14 protein-coding genes and 1 pseudogene are annotated in these 16,004 nt (G+C 61.8%); 7 read left to right on the top strand and 8 right to left on the bottom strand.

Going from position 1 to position 16,004, the window contains the following annotated elements:
* Positions 1–21 precede the first annotated feature (21 nt).
* The gene (locus A5658_RS13485) at positions 22–1,494 is read right to left on the bottom strand and encodes a cytochrome ubiquinol oxidase subunit I (RefSeq protein WP_067335511.1); all 1,473 of its coding nucleotides are present in this window, start codon (positions 1,492–1,494) and stop codon (positions 22–24) included.
* Positions 1,495–1,759: 265 nt separating this feature from the next.
* On the opposite strand from A5658_RS13485, the gene A5658_RS13480 reads away from it, so the two are divergent.
* Both A5658_RS13480 and A5658_RS27570 read left to right on the top strand, forming a co-directional pair.
* A complete protein-coding gene (locus A5658_RS13480; RefSeq protein ID WP_067335509.1) occupies positions 1,760–2,650 on the top strand; it encodes a universal stress protein in 891 nt (296 codons plus the stop codon).
* Positions 2,651–2,784: 134 nt separating this feature from the next.
* Entirely contained in the window at positions 2,785–3,633 is an 849-nt protein-coding gene (locus A5658_RS27570; protein ID WP_082993165.1) for a universal stress protein, read from the top strand.
* A 28-nt stretch (positions 3,634–3,661) separates the two neighbouring features.
* Here A5658_RS27570 and A5658_RS13470 read toward each other — a convergent pair whose 3' ends face one another.
* Entirely contained in the window at positions 3,662–4,537 is an 876-nt protein-coding gene (locus A5658_RS13470) for a universal stress protein (RefSeq protein ID WP_067335504.1), read from the bottom strand.
* A 164-nt stretch (positions 4,538–4,701) separates the two neighbouring features.
* Here A5658_RS13470 and A5658_RS13465 point away from each other — a divergent pair, with 164 nt between their 5' ends.
* On the top strand, positions 4,702–5,295 hold the full coding sequence (locus A5658_RS13465) for a hypothetical protein (RefSeq protein WP_156751455.1): 594 nt from the start codon (positions 4,702–4,704) through the stop codon (positions 5,293–5,295).
* Positions 5,296–5,439: 144 nt separating this feature from the next.
* Positions 5,440–6,345, top strand: a pseudogene (locus A5658_RS13460) (universal stress protein).
* 14 nt (positions 6,346–6,359) lie between these two features.
* Here A5658_RS13460 and A5658_RS13455 read toward each other — a convergent pair.
* From A5658_RS13455 to A5658_RS13435, 5 genes are all read right to left on the bottom strand, one after another.
* Positions 6,360–8,078 (bottom strand): GAF domain-containing sensor histidine kinase, encoded by a 1,719-nt coding sequence (locus tag A5658_RS13455; protein ID WP_197503118.1) that lies wholly within the window; start codon positions 8,076–8,078, stop codon positions 6,360–6,362.
* A 36-nt stretch (positions 8,079–8,114) separates the two neighbouring features.
* A complete protein-coding gene (locus tag A5658_RS13450) occupies positions 8,115–8,765 on the bottom strand; it encodes a response regulator transcription factor (protein ID WP_067335496.1) in 651 nt (216 codons plus the stop codon).
* A gap of 71 nt (positions 8,766–8,836) precedes the next feature.
* Positions 8,837–9,658: a universal stress protein gene (locus A5658_RS13445; RefSeq protein ID WP_197503117.1), complete on the bottom strand. Its 822-nt coding sequence runs from the start codon at positions 9,656–9,658 to the stop codon at positions 8,837–8,839.
* Positions 9,659–9,963: 305 nt separating this feature from the next.
* Complete coding sequence (locus A5658_RS13440) at positions 9,964–10,395, bottom strand: pyridoxamine 5'-phosphate oxidase family protein (protein ID WP_067335490.1); 432 nt, start codon at positions 10,393–10,395, stop codon at positions 9,964–9,966.
* Positions 10,396–10,491: 96 nt separating this feature from the next.
* A complete protein-coding gene (locus A5658_RS13435) occupies positions 10,492–11,277 on the bottom strand; it encodes an NAD(P)H nitroreductase (RefSeq protein ID WP_304442071.1) in 786 nt (261 codons plus the stop codon).
* Between the two features lie 968 nt (positions 11,278–12,245).
* Between A5658_RS13435 and A5658_RS13430 the strand changes: the two genes are divergently transcribed.
* The 3 genes from A5658_RS13430 (at position 12,246) to A5658_RS13420 (ending at position 15,495) form a co-directional block, all read left to right on the top strand.
* Positions 12,246–13,907, top strand: coding sequence for a GAF domain-containing protein (locus A5658_RS13430; protein ID WP_067335488.1), 1,662 nt, complete (start codon positions 12,246–12,248; stop codon positions 13,905–13,907).
* A gap of 175 nt (positions 13,908–14,082) precedes the next feature.
* Complete coding sequence (locus A5658_RS13425; RefSeq protein ID WP_067335484.1) at positions 14,083–14,958, top strand: universal stress protein; 876 nt, start codon at positions 14,083–14,085, stop codon at positions 14,956–14,958.
* A 162-nt stretch (positions 14,959–15,120) separates the two neighbouring features.
* On the top strand, positions 15,121–15,495 hold the full coding sequence (locus A5658_RS13420) for a DUF1801 domain-containing protein (protein WP_067335480.1): 375 nt from the start codon (positions 15,121–15,123) through the stop codon (positions 15,493–15,495).
* A 12-nt stretch (positions 15,496–15,507) separates the two neighbouring features.
* Here A5658_RS13420 and A5658_RS13415 read toward each other — a convergent pair whose 3' ends face one another.
* Positions 15,508–15,984, bottom strand: coding sequence for a VOC family protein (locus A5658_RS13415; RefSeq protein ID WP_067335478.1), 477 nt, complete (start codon positions 15,982–15,984; stop codon positions 15,508–15,510).
* Between the last annotated feature and the right edge of the window lie 20 nt (positions 15,985–16,004).

The following is a 16,004-nucleotide window of genomic DNA, read 5'->3' as shown; positions in this document are numbered from 1 at the left end:
CGCCGATTCGCTTCATTGGCGTTAGTAAGCGAACGAAAGCGGCGCTACCTCGTCGTCGCCGGACGTGTGCGGCGCCGCCGGTTCCGCATCGTGTTCTTGTGGGCCCTCCTTCACGTAGCGCTTGAGCAAAAAGAACCAGATCACCGCCAGCACCGCATAAACCAGCGTGAATGTTGTCAGCGATGTGACCACCATGCTTGGTGACAGGTGCGAGACCCCTTCGCGAACGGTGATCCGAATTAGTTGGTCACCAGTGGGATTGGGGGCGACAACCCACGGTTGGCGGCCCATCTCGGTGAACACCCAACCCGCGATGTTGGCCAGAAACGGAGTGGGGATCGTGAGGAGCGCGAACCATCCGAAGCGCCGGCCACCCGGTACTCGGTCACCTCGGGTAAGCCATAGCGCGCCCAATGCGAATAGCACCGGGATTGCCAAGAAACCGATCATGGCGCGAAACGACCAGTAGGTGACAAATAGGTTGGGGCGGTAGTCGTCCGGCCCGAACCGCTGCTGGTATTGCTTCTGCAGGTCGTTCACGCCCTGCAGGGTCACGCCACTGAGCTTGCCTTCAGCCAAAAATGGCAACACATAGTGGACCTTGACCACTTCTGTCGTGCTGCCGCAGTTGTTGTGCGTACCGATGGTCAGTATCGAGAAGTCGGGATCAGTTGTGGTGGTGCACAGTGACTCTGCCGATGCCATCTTCATCGGCTGCTGCACGAACATCAGCTTGCCCTGACGGTCGCCGGTGAAGAACAGGCCGACTGAGGCAAGCAGTACCACCAGGCACCCCAGGATGACGGCCGGACGGAAGACGATGTGGGCGTCGGTATCGTCCAGGCGCGCCGATGATCCGGGCTTGCGCGTTCGGACCAGCCACCACGCACTCACCGCAGCGACGAACGTCCCCGCGGTCAGCAGCGAACCGGCGACGGTGTGTGAAAACGCCGCTCGGGCAGTGTTATTGGCCAGCAGCGCCCCGATGCTATCCAGCTCGGCGCGCCGCGTCGCTGGATTGTAGTGTGCGCCGACGGGGTGTTGCATGAATGAGTTCGCGACGATGATGAAAAACGCCGACGCGTTGACGCCAAATGCAACGATCCAAATACAGGCCAGATGAACGAGCTTCGGTAGCCTTTCCCAGCCGAAGATCCACAAGCCGATGAACGTGGACTCGAAGAAGAACGCAAACAGCCCTTCCATCGCCAGCGGGGCACCGAACACGTCACCGACAAACCGCGAGTACTCACTCCAGTTCATCCCGAACTGAAATTCTTGAACGATCCCGGTCGCCACGCCTATGGCGAAGTTGATCAAGAACAGCTTGCCGAAGAACTTTGTCAGTCGATACCACGCGGTATTGCCCGTGGCGGCCCACGCCGTTTGCATAATGGCAATGAGGGGCGCCAGACCGATCGTGAGCGGCACGAAGATGAAGTGGTAGACGGTCGTAATACCGAACTGCCACCGTGATATATCGACGACACTCATCCGTCATCTCCTACAACGGCCGACCCCCGGCTACGACATAGTGTAGTAACGCGGGCCCACCTACACCAGACGCAATTTTGCGCGACACCGCTACGGCGGTCATTGCCCGCACAACCGCCTGTTCGTCCCCGCCCATCGTCGGCATCAGCGGAGCCGGGTCCCGGCCAAGCCGATGGAAAGGACCAACACCCCGCTGAATAGGGACCAAAGGCTCACTCCGTCGCGACGTGATTTTCATAACGTAGTCCTCGACGAAAGGACCGAAATGTCACCCAACACAGAGAATTACGGCGTCATCGTCGGCGTCGACGGATCGCCGGCCTCTGATACCGCGGTGACCTGGGCTGCCCAGGACGCGGCGATGCGCGGGGTGCCGCTGACCCTGGTGCACGTCGAGAACCCCAAAGCGCCGACCTGGTCGCAAATCCTCATCCTCGAGCAGGTACGCGGATGGCAGCAAGCCGAGGGCCACGAGGTCCTAGCTAATGCCTTCAAAATCGCGAACGACGCTATCGGCGAAAATGCCGGCATCCACATCAACGGCGAACTGCTCTTTGCCGCAACCGTTCCCAAGCTCATCGAGCTCTCCAAACGCGCCGATCTGGTCGTCGTCGGAACCGACGGGCGGGGCGCCCTGACCCGCGGCCTGCTCGGCTCGGTCAGCTCCGGGCTTGTCCGGCATGCTCATTGCCCGGTCGCAGTCATCCACGAGCAACAGCCGGCAAGTCCACTTCCGGTTGATGCGCCGGTGCTCGTCGGAATCGACGACTCGTCAAGCTCAGAGCTCGCTACCAAGATCGCTTTCGATGAGGCCTCGCGCCGCCATGTCGGCGTGGTCGCCTTGCACGCCTGGAGCAACAGGGAGCTCGTCGAGCTTCCCGGCATCGATTGGCTGCAAGTCAAGGCCGAAGAGGAGCGCCTCCTCAGCGAGGCACTCGCAGGTTGGCACGAGCGCTATCCAGATGTAGTTGTGACCAAGTCGCTGGTCTGCGACCCGCCCGCCCGTGCTCTCGTCGACGCGTCGCATTCCGCTCAGCTTGTCGTAGTCGGAAGCCACGATCGGAGCCTCGCTGGTCGGGTGGTGCTGGGATCGGTGAGCAACGCCGTCGTTCAATCTGCCCGCAGACCGGTGATGGTGGCGCGGACCTACAGGTAATGCTCACACCGAACCACTCCAAAACTACCGGGCGACTGGACTACCGACGCCACTACATGTTCAGCCGACGACCGCGGATCTAGTCCTGCCCTCCCCTCAGAAAACCCATCGATCAAAGACAGTCGGGAGCGCCGATGTCCAAGCATTGTCTGCCGAAGTCAGTCGTGGTGGGAATCGATGGGTCACAAGCCGCGATCCGGGCCGCACGCTGGGCTGTCCGTGAGGTGGCCGGCACGCCCACTCCCCTGCGGCTTCTCTATTGCTCGGAACTCGCTCCTGAGGCAAACCGGAACGCAAGATCAGAAATGGTTGCGGCAGCTGACAAGTCGATCCATGACGCCTGCCTCGCCATCGAAGCACTGGGGCAGTCTGTCAAAGTCGAAATAGACATCGTTGAGGACCACCCACTGCGCGCACTCGTCGAAGCGTCTAGGTCAGCCCGGCTGTTATGCATCGGCAATGCGGAGTCGGGCAATCCGTGCGGCAGTGGATTCGGCTCGACTGCAGCGCGATTGGCGCGGTCGACGTGCTGTCCCCTGGCGGTGGTGAGAGATGAGCACCATACGGATCGGCCGGCGATCCGATCAATCGTGACCTTTCTCGACGGGTCAGCCGAGGATGACGCGGTACTAGAGTGGGCCTTCGACGAGGCAAACCGCAGGGATGCCGCCTTAGTGCTCACGACGGCATACCGCACGGGATTTGACCTGCTGCAAAAGCATAGCGTTCTCCTAGAACACGATCGACGCATGCAGGCGGTCCTCGATCGCTACGTCTTGGCGCGAGGACCACGCTATCCTCACGTGCAGGTGCGCACCGTTACCGCGTTCAATACCTTTCTCGGCTACCTCGCCGACCGTGCGGCGTTTACTCAACTAGCGGTGATCAGCGCTCAGAAAACCAGCGAGATTTCCCAGCTGTTCGGCGCCAGTGGAGCAGTTGCGCTGAGCCACAGCGACTTTTCTCTACTCGTCGTCCGCTAGCAGCGCCCTCGGCCCCTAGAACTGAGCTCTAGCTGATCACCGTGGAGCGGGCCCGACTTGCGAGCGGGTGCTTGCGGTTGTTGTCTCCCTCTTGTTCAGCGGAATGGGTAATGAGAACGGAACAGTTTGCATGCGCAGTGATGGGCAGGTGGTGCGGTCCGATCAGACGAGCAACGCCGGCCGCGTCGCCCCGCCCGATGACTACGAGTTGTATCGCGCCGACGAAACTCTCGAGGTAACGGCGCGCGCTCATGCGCGTCGTCGCGACTTCGACCGTCACGTCCGGGTATCGGTGTAGCCAGTGGTCCAGTCGGTCATAGAAGCGCTCATCATCGATGTCGAAAAGCGGCCACGGGAAAATGCCCAGCGCCAGCACGGGGGCCCGGTGCACTCGAGCTTCCTCCATGGCCCAGCTAATCGCGGCGTCGTCGTTGGAGTGACCGTCGAGGACGGCGACTATGAAGCCGGCCTCCGAAGGAGGTCTGTCGGAGTAGGACCGGATGATCGCCACCGGGCAGCGTGCTCGCTCGGCAAGCGTTGTCGCAGTCGAGCCGAACGCCGCGGCGGCCAGGCGGCCGATACCCGAAGACCCGATACAAATCAGGATTGCGCTCGCCGATTCGACAATCAACGTGGCACCGACATCTCCGTCTAGCACCGCGGTCTCGATCGTCACTGGAAGACCCGTCGCCTTCACAGCCATACAAGCTTTTCGCAAGCAGTCTTCGGCGTATTGCTGCGCGACGCCATCGAGCGACCCGGACGCGTGTTGGGATACGTGCACGATCCGTATCGGGACATCTTGATGGACGGCTTCCTTTGCCGCCCATTCAGCGGCACTGATCGCCGCCGTCGAACCGTCGACCGCGACAACCACCGGTCGAAGCGATAATTGGTCGTTCATGAAGCACTCCTGACACCGACCATGGACAGAAACGACGCTATCCGGGTCACCGCTGGCGGACAGGAGGCGTAGGACTCCGTGCGAATGGACGTTGGGCCCTACGATTCGAAATGCCGAATCGCGATGCTGAGGCAATGTCGCACCCAAGACGAGGCGAGATCGCTATGGACAGTTTCGCCATCCGGCCTCACACGTGGCCGGTCCTTCGAATCTTCTGCCGTAGCCCGCTCATGAGGGCCAGTGACCGTATCGAGGCGGCCATCGTCCCCCTCGCCGCACTGCTAGTCATCGTCGCGGTCGCATGTGCAGGTGTTTTAGGCACATTCGTCTACGGGGCCGAAAAACAGCAATACCTCGAAGAGGCTGCGGCGCGGCATACCGTGGTGGCCACCGCGCTAGATGACAGCATTCCCGGTGTTCGGCCCACGTCCGCAGACTCCACCGTGCTAGCGCGTTGGCGGACCAACGGTGTGGACCGCGTCGAATCCGTCGGCTCGGATTATCCGATCAAAGCGACTGACTCTGTGTCGATTTGGGTTGACGCCCAAGGAAACAAAGTCGATGCGCCAACTCCGGTCACACAGGCTGCCCGGACTGCGGTGGATATCGCATTCCTGGCTTGGTGGGTCACAGTCTTAGCTGTCATTCAGGCCGTCGGCATGCTACGGGCGCGCATCACGCGCTCGCGGGATATGCAGTGGGAGCGTGATATTCGAGATCTCGTAGACGGCGAAAACGGACGCACCAACCGCCCGTAATCGATAACCGAAGCGAAAGCGTGCACCAACCCCGCGAGATGCCTTATGGCTCACTGTATTAGGACTAATTGCTCCTACCAGACCGCAGCCAACGTACCTAGCATTACCAACGTCAAGCGTTAACAGAGTGTTAGGGAGCCCGCAATGCCTGATCTCGCTGGGCAACAAACAATTGTCGTCGGCGTCGACGGGTCGCCTTCGTCCGACAAAGCGCTGAGCTGGGCCGCGCGCGAAGCCAGCATGCGCAATATCGCGCTCGATATCACCCACGTCATTGCGACGCCGCCATGGGGCCTGGTTGGCCTGAGCGGCGGTCCTCTACCGCCCCTCGCAGGAAACGGCGACTGGCGCAAAAAGGACGGAGCAGAGGTGATTTCGGCGGCGATCAGGATAGCCCAAGACAGTGCCCCCGGCCTCGCCCGCTCCGAGATTCGTGGCGAGGTGTGTTTCGGCGCAACTATTCCGACACTGGCTGACCTGTCCAAAGACGCGAAGATGCTAGTGGTGGGCACCCGCGGGCAAGGGACCGTCCGGCGGCTCTTACTGGGATCGGTCAGCACCGGATTGGTGCATCACGCGTACTGCCCGGTGGCAGTGATTCGCGACGTATCCCCCGTCACCGCGCTAAGTCCCACGCAGCTGCCGGTCGTGGTTGGCATCGACGGATCGCCGGCGTCAGAGTTGGCAACGGCCATCGCCTTCGACGAGGCGTCTTGGCGTCGAGTGCATTTGGTTGCACTGCATTCCTGGTCTCACGGGGATGTGGCCGACATCCCGAGCCTGGAATGGTCGGCGCTGCAACAAGTTGCGCGCGAAGCCCTCTCCTAACGACTGGCTGGCTGGCACCAGCGTTACCCGGACGTCGCGGTGCAACGCAGAATCGTGTACAACGATCCCGCACGCCATCTGTTGGAGGAGGCGGAGTCTGCCCAGCTTGTGGTCGTGGGAAGTCATGGCCGGGGCGGGTTTTCGGGCATGCTTTTAGGCTCAGTGAGCACCGCGGTGGTACATGTCGCCGGCGCGCCGGTGATCGTGGCTCGACAGCGCTGAGCGCTCCGCCGGGCCTAGGCCAGTGGCGCGGACCAACGCAGGACCGTGCCGCCGGTTGCGGGGGTGTCGATGCTGAAGGTGCCGTTTGTCTGCTGGGCGCGGTAACGCATCGTCATCAGGCCGTGACGCTTGGTGCGCTCGGAGATTCCACGGCCGTCGTCTCGCACTTCGATGGAAAGACCATCCTCGACTTTGACGATGACATGGAGCTCGGTTGCATGCGCGTGCTGTACGGCGTTGCTAACGGCTTCACGCACGACGGCTTCAGCATGGTCGGCCAGTGGGACGCCGATCACCGACAGCGGTCCCACGAACTGCGTGGTGATGCGCAAACTTTCATTGGAATACTGGGCGATAGCCTCGTCGAGGCGCTGGCGTAACGTCGCCGTGCCGATAGTTGGCCCGTGGAGATCGAATATCGTGGTCCGGATTTCGCCAATGGTGGCTTGCAAGTCGTCGACATATTCCGAGAGCCGCTGTTGGACTTCGGAAGAACGTGCTCGAGGAATCGTCGCCTGAAGCCCTAGCCCTACGGCAAACAGCCGCTGAATCACGTGGTCGTGCAGGTCGCGAGCGATGCGGTCCCGGTCACTCAACACGTCCAACTCGCGCGCCGTGCGCTGTGCAATCGCCAATTGCCAGGCAACTGCGGCCTGGTCGGCGAAAGCGGTCATCATCTCTTCCTCGTCGTCGGTGAAGGGCGTTGCGCGGCTGGGACGCAGCGCGACAAGCACACCGGCGACCTTGTCGGCGGCTCGCAGTGGCAACACCAGCGCGGGACCCGGCCGCGCCCGCACGCCACCAACCTCGAGGTCAAGCCGGTCAAAGCGGCGCGGAGTACGGTTCACGAATACGTCACCAACCTCTGTCGCACCGATTGTGATCGTTGGCGGCTGTGAGAATTCGGGCAGTTCGCCTGAAATCTCGGTAATCAGTAATCCAGCGTTCTCCGTAGAGGTTGGCTCCGAGTCAACCGGCACCGCAACGAAAGTCGCTTCGGCCTCAGACAACTTCAGGGCTTCGTCGGACACCATTCGAAACACGGTGGCGGGGTCAGTACCCGACAGCAACTCCGTCGCGATGTCACGAGTCGCGGCAACCCAGGCCTGACGAGCCCGGGACTGCGCATAGAGCCGTGCGTTATCGATGGCAATGCCGGCGGCGGCAGCAAGCGCTTCGACCAGCACCTCGTCGTCTTCGCTGAACGACTGGCCGTTCACCTTCTCCGTCAAATAGAGATTGCCGTATACCTCGTCGCGGATCCGGATGGGAACACCCAAGAACCCCTTCATTGGCGGATGATGTGGCGGGAAACCGACGGACGATGGGTGATATGCGATGTTGTCCAAGCGGATCGGCTTCGGATCGCTGATCAGAGCCCCGAGGACGCCGCGGCCTGTAGGTAGATGTCCGATTCGTTCGTGCGTCTCCGGGTCGATCCCCTCGTGGATGAACGCGACCAGATCCGGCCCGCTCCCCCGCACGCCGAGCGCACCATAACGGGCCTCCGCGACGGTGATCGCGGTGCGCACGATTGTGCGTAGCGTGGTCTCCAGGTCGAGACCCGCCGTCACCGCCAGCATCGCCTCTACCAATCCGTCGAGCCGGTCACGTCCCTCCACGATTTGGGCGATACGGTCTTGCACTTCGGCAAGGAGCTCCCGTAAGCGAAGCTGCGACAACGTACCTCGCACCGAGTGTCCCGCCCCAGGCGTGATCGCTGAATCTGTCACGAGGTCACGGCGAACGCGCGGGGATGATGTTGGTGATCATCGAGTCGGACGCTCGGTGGACTCGAGTTTGGATGCGAACACCGCAGCCTGTGTTCGTCGCTCCATGCCAAGCTTCGCCAGCAGTCGGGACACGTAGTTCTTGACGGTCTTTTCGGCGAGGAACATGCGTGCGGCGATCTGTTTGTTGGTCAGACCCTCGCTGAGCAGGCCCAGCAAAGTGCGTTCCTGGTCCGTCAACCCCACGAGCGGATCGCTGCGTTCAGCCGCACCGCGGAGTTTCGCCATCAGCGCCGCAGCAGCACGATTGTCCAGTAGTGACTTGCCGGCACCGACGTCCTTGATGGCCTGGGCAAGTTCCATGCCCTTGATGTCCTTCACCACATAGCCGCTGGCACCGGCCAGTATCGCGTCGAGCATCGCCTCATCGGAGGTAAACGACGTCAGCATCAGGCATCGCAGATCGGGAATGTCTGAGAGTAGATCTCTGCACAATTCGATTCCGCTGCCATCGGGTAGCCGGACGTCGAGCACTGCGACATCGGGCCTCACCGCCGCTATCCGAGTCATCGCCTCGGCCACCGATCCTGCTTCGCCGACAACTTCTAGCTCCGGATCGGCTCCGAGCAGATCGACAATCCCGCGGCGAACGACCTCATGGTCATCGACGAGAAAGACACTTACAACCATGGTGGACCCTCCATGACATCGGTCTGCGGCGCTGGGTTCTTGGTCTCGACGTTCATCATGCTCGCTGTGCCTCATAGATGCTGATGATCAACGACTAAAACCACACAGTCGGAGCTGGCCAGGGCGCCATGGCCGGGCGCCCCGACGACCTCGCGCACATGACCCGGGCCGCGCGCGCTCACGATCAGTAATTGCACCTGCGCGGCGTGCCTTGCGAGGTAGCCGGACAGGGGGCCATGCACGGCGGTGGCCTCCGTCCGAAGATCTGGATACCGAGTTCGCCATCGTGCCAGGCGACGTTCGAGCTGCGCTTGGATCTCCAGGTCGCCTTTTCTGGTGGCTGCGGGGTCCGAGCGAGGGGGTTGCCAACACGTGATCACCCGCAAGAGTGCGCCCCGCATTGCCGCCTCGTGCGCAGCAGTCTCTAGCAGTACTCCGTTGTCCGGCGAGTCGTCGGTGGCGGCCAGGATGATATTCCCATTCGGATGGATAGCTGGTGAGCGGCCGTGGGTGATGGCCACGGCGCAGTGGGCGGAGCCAGCCAAGGCCGCGGCAGTCGAGCCGATCCGCCCATGCTGGAAGTGATTTGCGCCGACGGCGCCGACGCAGATCATCTCCGCGAACCGAGAAAGGCGGATCAAGGCCGCAGCTGGTCGTCCGCGCATGACGTCGGTTTCAACTTTCACTGCCTTGCCCGTGTTCTCGATTGCCTTGACGGCGCCGCCGATCGACTGTTCGGCCTTAGCCAGCTGGGAAGGAATCAGGTCCCGTTGTAGATCGTCGTCTTCGACAATATGGACCAGCCGAAGCGGGATGTCGCGGCTGACAGCCTCATCGACAGCCCACAGTGCGGCGCGCAGGGCCATCGCTGAGCCGTCGATGCCGACCACCACCGTCGGCTGTGTAGGTAGATCGTCCATCGGAAACTGTGGCCTCCCCGCACCGGCGGGCCGGCGCCGTCGGTATTCCGAAAACCCTATTGGTTGACGCGGAAGATTCTCTGGGGCCATAAGTCCTCACCTGGTGACCGTAGGTCCCACCGCAGCGACGTGCGCGGCGTCGAACAACGCCGCCAGGAGGTGCGTCCAGATGAGGACCGGTAGCCCCAGGCACCGCTTGTCACGGCGCACTGCTTGGACAAAAAGACTGTGCCTCAACCACTTCAGACCGACCGCTGACGTTTGCGCCGTAAAGCGGCTCAGGCAAAGGTAGATTCGCGTTCGGGCTCGGGACCGAAGTGAAACCGTCGCCCGGTGACCGACGTCGGCAGCACGCGGACATAATGCTGTTTCAACGTCGCGGTCCAGGGCAATAACTGCGCACGGTCGGCGCGCTGGATCTCCTCATCGCCGCGAACCATTCGAGCCGTACCCCTCACTATCACACTCCAACCCTCGTCGACGCCATGATCGTCAGCCTCGAAGAGGACGCGGTTGTTGATCGCCGAACTCACCAGCTTGGTACCCTCCGCCGTTCGGAAAAGCACCGTCCGATCCTGGACGACGAAGTTGACAGGGAAAATCTGGGGCTCGCCATCGACACTCGTAACGAGCCTGCCTAGTGCCGCGCCGCTCAGCAGATCCCAACTCTCTTTCGCTGATAAGATCGCGACCGGTTCGATAGTCGTCATCTGAAAAAGGCTAGGGTGGCCCAGGCCGTACCCACAGCGGCGGATGTCGTCAAAGCAAAGGACTTTCGGCCCTCGAAGCCTATAGCGCTGCGCCGGTCACCGTATGTGCAGCACCTCGGCCAAAGGCAGCCGCGGCGTCGGAGCCGGCAATGGTTCCATCGGTAACGAGATGCCAACCCGGATCAGTGCCTGCGGCTCGCCGTCCCGGGCGATCAGACCTCGAACGATATCGCGGCTTTCATCGAGCTCGATCATGTGGGTAAGAGTGCAGGTCGCCATCCCTTCGGTCGTGCACTCCAAAAGCACTCTGGACAGTGCCTCCCCGCTGCGCAATACCGACATTCGGGAATCGTCCGCAGTTGACACGGCCAAGATCCGCGACGAGTCCACGCCATCATGTCGACGTCGATCGACCGTGGTGACGGTGGGAAAGTCTCTTCTGACGTCGACCCGCGCAGCTTCGGATGCGGTCGCGAGGTCGTCTGGCGGTATCCCCTCATAGAGCGCGAACGGCGCTGTCCAACAGCGTAGTTCGATCTCATAGGACGTGTCGTCCTGACGCAACTCTGAGGTAAGGCGGGACGCTCGGGCAAGGCGGGGCCGCGCTTCATCAGAGATTTCGTCCAGCCCGACGACGCCGTCTTCGATCGACTTCACCAGGACGGCCAGAAACCGCATCCAATGGGCGGGCTGACGGAAGGGAAGCCGGTCGGTGCGGCGCTCCAAGATGGCTTCGGCGCGGTTGCGTTGCTCGTCGGTGACAGAATCAAGCGGTCGAAATACCAGTGTTGCCAGATGATCCCGGTTATGGCGGTCGGGCAATCGTTCGATTGTCGCCTCCCAGCCAGCGGCCTCCATAGCGACCCGTGCATGATCGAGCATTGCGCCACAACTCATAATCGCCTCGCGACCGGATCGGTCTGCGAATGGGACAAGCCGGCGCCGGTCGACGTACAGCTGCAGCGCTTGCCGCTCGAACACCCACTGCCAGGGCTGGCTGTTGTGTATCGAGGGTGCGCGGGATGCCACACTCAACGCGTTCTTGACGACCGTGGCGCTCGGCACCTGATCTGACACGATCAACCCTCCCAATTCCACGCTGTCCGTTGGACGTTACCGCTCCTCTCGCACACCACTAGGGCCGTTAGGCCCTCGCTGCCGATGGCGTGAGCGCGCGAATGGCCAAATACCTCCTGAAAAGCCCTGGAACGAAGCGCTTTAAGCATCCGTCGCCTAGGAGAGTCCGACGTCCCTCGGATGAAGGACTAATGCATCACGAGCGGCCGCATCGGGGACGGCTAACGTCCATCGGAAAGCGAAGGAGATCGAAATGGCGGCATCCATCCGCAAGGGTGTAGTGGTCGGTGTCGACGGATCTTCCCAACGTGGCAGGAATAAGGCAGGAAGTCGCAGGGCGCCGAATCCTTGACGAGGCGTTGAAGCTTTCCCAACGACAGCGCGTCGGACAGTCACGCGATTGACATTGACACCGAACTGCTGACTGCGCGTCCTGCTGTGGGGCTCATCGGGTTGTCCAAACAAGTGGAGCTGTTGGAGGTGGGCAGCAGGGCGCGCAGATTCGGCGCACCGGCGCCTGTCCGGTCGCGCGAAGCTCATGTGCTCACCGCCCGACGGGTCGACCAGCGTTGGCTACTCGACTTGCATTAGCCGGAGCCGCTGCTTTCAGCCTTGCGGCCGGGCCTGCTGCCACTCTCCAAAGATGTGCCGGTGTTCGGCATTGCGCCCCTTTCCGGGCGTAAAATGCTGCCAGCGACGGGGGCCGCGGAGGTTGTAAGCCGGTGAGTAGTAGCGAGAGCGAAGTGTCGCCTGCCGAGGCACGCCAACGGAAGATGACCGGCCAGCTTCCCGACAGTCTCGACAAGCTCCTGGAATCGACCGAACAGACCGAGCGGGTGCTGCAGGCGATAGCAAGAATCGGCTCTCGTCTCGATGTCGACCCGACGCTGCAGAGCGTTGTAGCGGAGGCAATGGAACTGACCGGGTGCCGCTATGGCGCGCTAGCGACACGCGACCCCGATGGCAGGCTGACCTCATTCGTCCATATGGGAATGAGTACGGAATCAATCGCGGATAGCGATAGTCCGCCGACCGGCAAGGGCCTTATCGGCGTAGTACTGGACCAGTTATCGCCCCTTCGCCTGGAGGATCTCACCGCACACCCGGCAGCGGTTGGGCTCCCCGAAGGCTACCCCCGTATGCGCGCCTTCCTGGGTCTTCCGATTGTGATCCGAGGCCAGGCTTGTGGTGCCCTGTATCTGACCGACGACCGGCCGGGATGGACGTTCAGCGAGTCGCACGAGGTTGCGGTGCGTGTGTTCGCGTCTGCAGCAGCGGTGGCCATCGATAATGCTCACCTCTTGGAACACAGTGTGCGGCGGGCGGACTGGTTGGAAGCCAGCCGTGGCGTTATTACCGAGCTTCTGTTGGGTTCTGACTCAACGCAATTGCCCCTACAGCTGATCGCAGCGCAGTTACAAAAGCTGACGCGCGCCGAGCAAGCGATTGTGCTCACCCCCTCCGATTCCGACCTGCCGCCCGAGGAAATTGAGACGCTCATCGTGTCCGCGGCGGTCGGGGTGCACGCCGGCGAGGTTATCGGTCAGGAGGTGCCCGTCGACGGGTCGACTACGGGCCACGTTTTTCGCACCGGATCGCCACTGATCACGGAATCCTTTCGTTATCCCATTCAGGCGTTCACCGACGCCGGTGAACGCTCGGCCATCGTCATGCCATTGCTATACGAACGAACGGTCAAAGGGGTCATCGCTGTCGCACGCAGCACCGACGAGATGCCCTTCGACTCAAGCTATCTCGATTTGGTGGGTGACTTCGCGAGTCAGGCCGCTCTGGCACTGGCTCTGGCGGGCAACAGCGAGAACGCTCGCGAGCTATCGGTCCTGGCAGATCGTGAACGAATTGCCCACGATCTCCACGACTACGTCATCCAACGTCTGTTCGCGATCGGCCTCGACGTCCAGGGCACCATAGCGCGCACCCGAGACCCCGATCTGGTAGCACGTCTCAATCGCACAATCGACGATCTACAGAGCACCATCGAGGACATCCGCAACACGATCTTTGACTTGCAATCCTCGAGTACCAGTGACGGCGGATTCCGCAGGAGAATTCAGGACACCGTCGCCGATCTGGCCGAGAATCGCAGCATCACCACCTCGCTGCATATGTCAGGCCCTATGACCGCTGTCGGTTCCCAATTGGCCCAGCACGCGGAAGCCGTTGTCGCGGAGGCTGTCAGCAATGCTGTTCGGCATTCTGGCGCGATGCATCTGAACATCGAGATAGCAGTCGCCGATGAACTTTGCATCGATGTTGTCGATGACGGCTGCGGAATCCCAGCAGCGAACCACCGAAGAAGCGGTTTGGCGAACATGCATCGACGTGCCGAGCAGGTAGGCGGAGTCTGCACTATCGGCACACCGGCAGAGGGTGGAACCGCGATCCGGTGGACGGCGCCGCTCATCGACTTATAGACGGCGTCGTTCGACTATCAAAATGGCGCCACCCGAGCTTCGCGCATGGAGGCCGTATGCCTGCCGAGTCGGTGACTAATGACTCTGCGTCGTTGCGGAAGCAGCTCCTACCGTGGCTGTCAGAGCACATAAGCGCCCACGCTGAGGGAACTCCCATGCGAGGTAAGGAAACGAAATGTCGAGCACGGAAAAGCATTACGGTGTCGTCGTGGGCGTCGACGGATCGGGTGATGCCGATGTTGCGATCCGGTGGGCGGCGTACGAAGCAGCTATGCGCAAAGGGCGGCTCACGCTAGTGCAAGCCATTGCGATGCCGTCGCCGGGGTGGACCAACTCGGAGCTACGTGAACGCTACGAAACCGATGCCGACGCAATCCTCGACGACGCGGTTACCACCATCAAGGACTTCATGAAAGCCGAGGCGCCAACCGATGTCCGGCGCCAGGTGTTTTTCTCTCGGCCCGCTTCGGCGCTTGTCGACATGTCGAAAGATGCGGACATGGTTGTCGTTGGCGCTCGCGGGCGGGGCGCATTGCGCCGGCTGCTTTTGGGATCGGTCAGCAATGCCCTGATCCACCACTCTCACTGTCCGGTCGCCGTACTTGATCGCGACGCTTCTTTGTACGCCCAGGCCAAGCGCGCGCCGGTGCTACTGGGCTTCGATGGATCGGCCGGGTCGGCAGCCGCGGCTGAAATCGCTTTCGAGGAAGCATCCATGCGCGGAGTTGAATTGGTGGTACTTCACGCTGCAAGTGACTCCGATATGTCCGAGGTTCTCAACACGAGGTATTCGGAGGGCCTCGCCGGTGTTGGCGACATGTTGACTGAGCGCTTGGCCGGCTATCAGCAGCGCTATCCCGGCGTCCACGTTCAGCGGGTAGTCATGGACGATCGGCCCGCCACACACTTGCTCAACCTTTCGGCGACCGCCCAGCTCGTCGTCGTCGGCAGCCACGGCCGTGGTGGGTTCGCCGGTATGGCCCTCGGCTCCGTCAGCTCCGCGGTAGCCCATGCGTCACGGACGCCGGTGATTGTCGCTCGCGGCCAATAGCGTCAGAGCCGCGCCGGTCTTGTTGCCTGGCCTCGGGCTCCGTCCGGCGCGAGTCTAGCGTTATCGACCCGGTGCTAATGTTCGTTCAGCTCGCGTCGTGATTTTCGGGGTCTACCAATCACCGTTGCACGACAGCATGTTTGACAAGAAGGTGATGGCGAGATGACGGAAGGCAAGTCCGCCGCGCAGCGGATTGATGCCCGTATCGCAGAGCTCGACGACTGGCGGGGCGAGACGCTCGCACGGATCAGAAAGCTCATCAAAGAGGTCGATCCGGATGTGACCGAAGATTGGAAGTGGCGCGGCGTACCCGTCTGGTATCACGACGGGATGCTATGCACCGGAGAGACTTACAAAAGCGTCGTGAAAATGACCTTCGCCAAGGGTGCTTCTCTCGATGATCCGGCAAGACTTTTCAACTCCAGCCTGGACGGAAATACGCGGCGCGCCATCGATATTCATGAACATGACACGATCAACGATGAAGCATTGAAGGAACTCATTCGCGCCGCAGTCGAATTGAACACGTCGAAGTAAGCAGGCGTCGGCCTAGATCGTTGCATCCTCAACGACCGCAGGCCGCGGCGGCAACACCGCCAGCCACGAGTCCGCCAGCAATTCCAGCAACTGGCCGTCTGGATCGCGAATCATCGCCGACTGATCGGACACCGATTCCTCGATTACCGACCCGCCATAACGATCCACCGCAGTGAGCACCGCGGCAAGGTCGGACACCGACAACGACAGGTGGGTGAGCCCGATCTGGTCCATCACCCGATCCGATCCCGCGCGCAGCACACGATGGGAGTAGGCGAGCAACTCCAGCACCAGGCCATCTCGAACGAGGTATGTCGCGTGCAATCCGATCGGCTTGCCCAGTTGCAGCAACTGTCCGGTGCTCTCGTCGGGCGGCGCAAGCTCCCACCAGAACGTGAAACCCAGCAGGCCCTCGTAGAACCGGCGCGACCGGGCGGTGTCGGCGACGCACAGCCCGACATGGTTGAACGCTATTCGCTGTCCGGTCATTGCACCCTCCTACAACACAA

Origin of the sequence: Mycobacterium sp. 1245111.1 (assembly GCF_001673405.1) — a bacterium.
Taxonomy (GTDB): domain Bacteria; phylum Actinomycetota; class Actinomycetes; order Mycobacteriales; family Mycobacteriaceae; genus Mycobacterium.
The sequence above is the reverse complement of the archived record's forward strand: the minus strand, read 5'-3'. Positions and strand labels throughout refer to the sequence as shown.

Excerpts from the sequence above, each read along its gene's own strand:
- A5658_RS13485 (WP_067335511.1), bottom strand. The coding sequence starts at position 1,494 with ATGAGTGTCGTCGATATATCACGGTGGCAGTTCGGTATTACGACCGTC.
- A5658_RS13480 (WP_067335509.1), top strand. The coding sequence starts at position 1,760 with ATGTCACCCAACACAGAGAATTACGGCGTCATCGTCGGCGTCGACGGA.
- A5658_RS27570 (WP_082993165.1), top strand. The coding sequence starts at position 2,785 with ATGTCCAAGCATTGTCTGCCGAAGTCAGTCGTGGTGGGAATCGATGGG.
- A5658_RS13470 (WP_067335504.1), bottom strand. The coding sequence starts at position 4,537 with ATGAACGACCAATTATCGCTTCGACCGGTGGTTGTCGCGGTCGACGGT.
- A5658_RS13465 (WP_156751455.1), top strand. The coding sequence starts at position 4,702 with ATGGACAGTTTCGCCATCCGGCCTCACACGTGGCCGGTCCTTCGAATC.
- A5658_RS13450 (WP_067335496.1), bottom strand. The coding sequence starts at position 8,765 with ATGGTTGTAAGTGTCTTTCTCGTCGATGACCATGAGGTCGTTCGCCGC.
- A5658_RS13440 (WP_067335490.1), bottom strand. The coding sequence starts at position 10,395 with ATGACGACTATCGAACCGGTCGCGATCTTATCAGCGAAAGAGAGTTGG.
- A5658_RS13435 (WP_304442071.1), bottom strand. The coding sequence starts at position 11,277 with ATGCTCGATCATGCACGGGTCGCTATGGAGGCCGCTGGCTGGGAGGCG.
- A5658_RS13430 (WP_067335488.1), top strand. The coding sequence starts at position 12,246 with ATGACCGGCCAGCTTCCCGACAGTCTCGACAAGCTCCTGGAATCGACC.
- A5658_RS13425 (WP_067335484.1), top strand. The coding sequence starts at position 14,083 with ATGTCGAGCACGGAAAAGCATTACGGTGTCGTCGTGGGCGTCGACGGA.
- A5658_RS13420 (WP_067335480.1), top strand. The coding sequence starts at position 15,121 with ATGACGGAAGGCAAGTCCGCCGCGCAGCGGATTGATGCCCGTATCGCA.
- A5658_RS13415 (WP_067335478.1), bottom strand. The coding sequence starts at position 15,984 with ATGACCGGACAGCGAATAGCGTTCAACCATGTCGGGCTGTGCGTCGCC.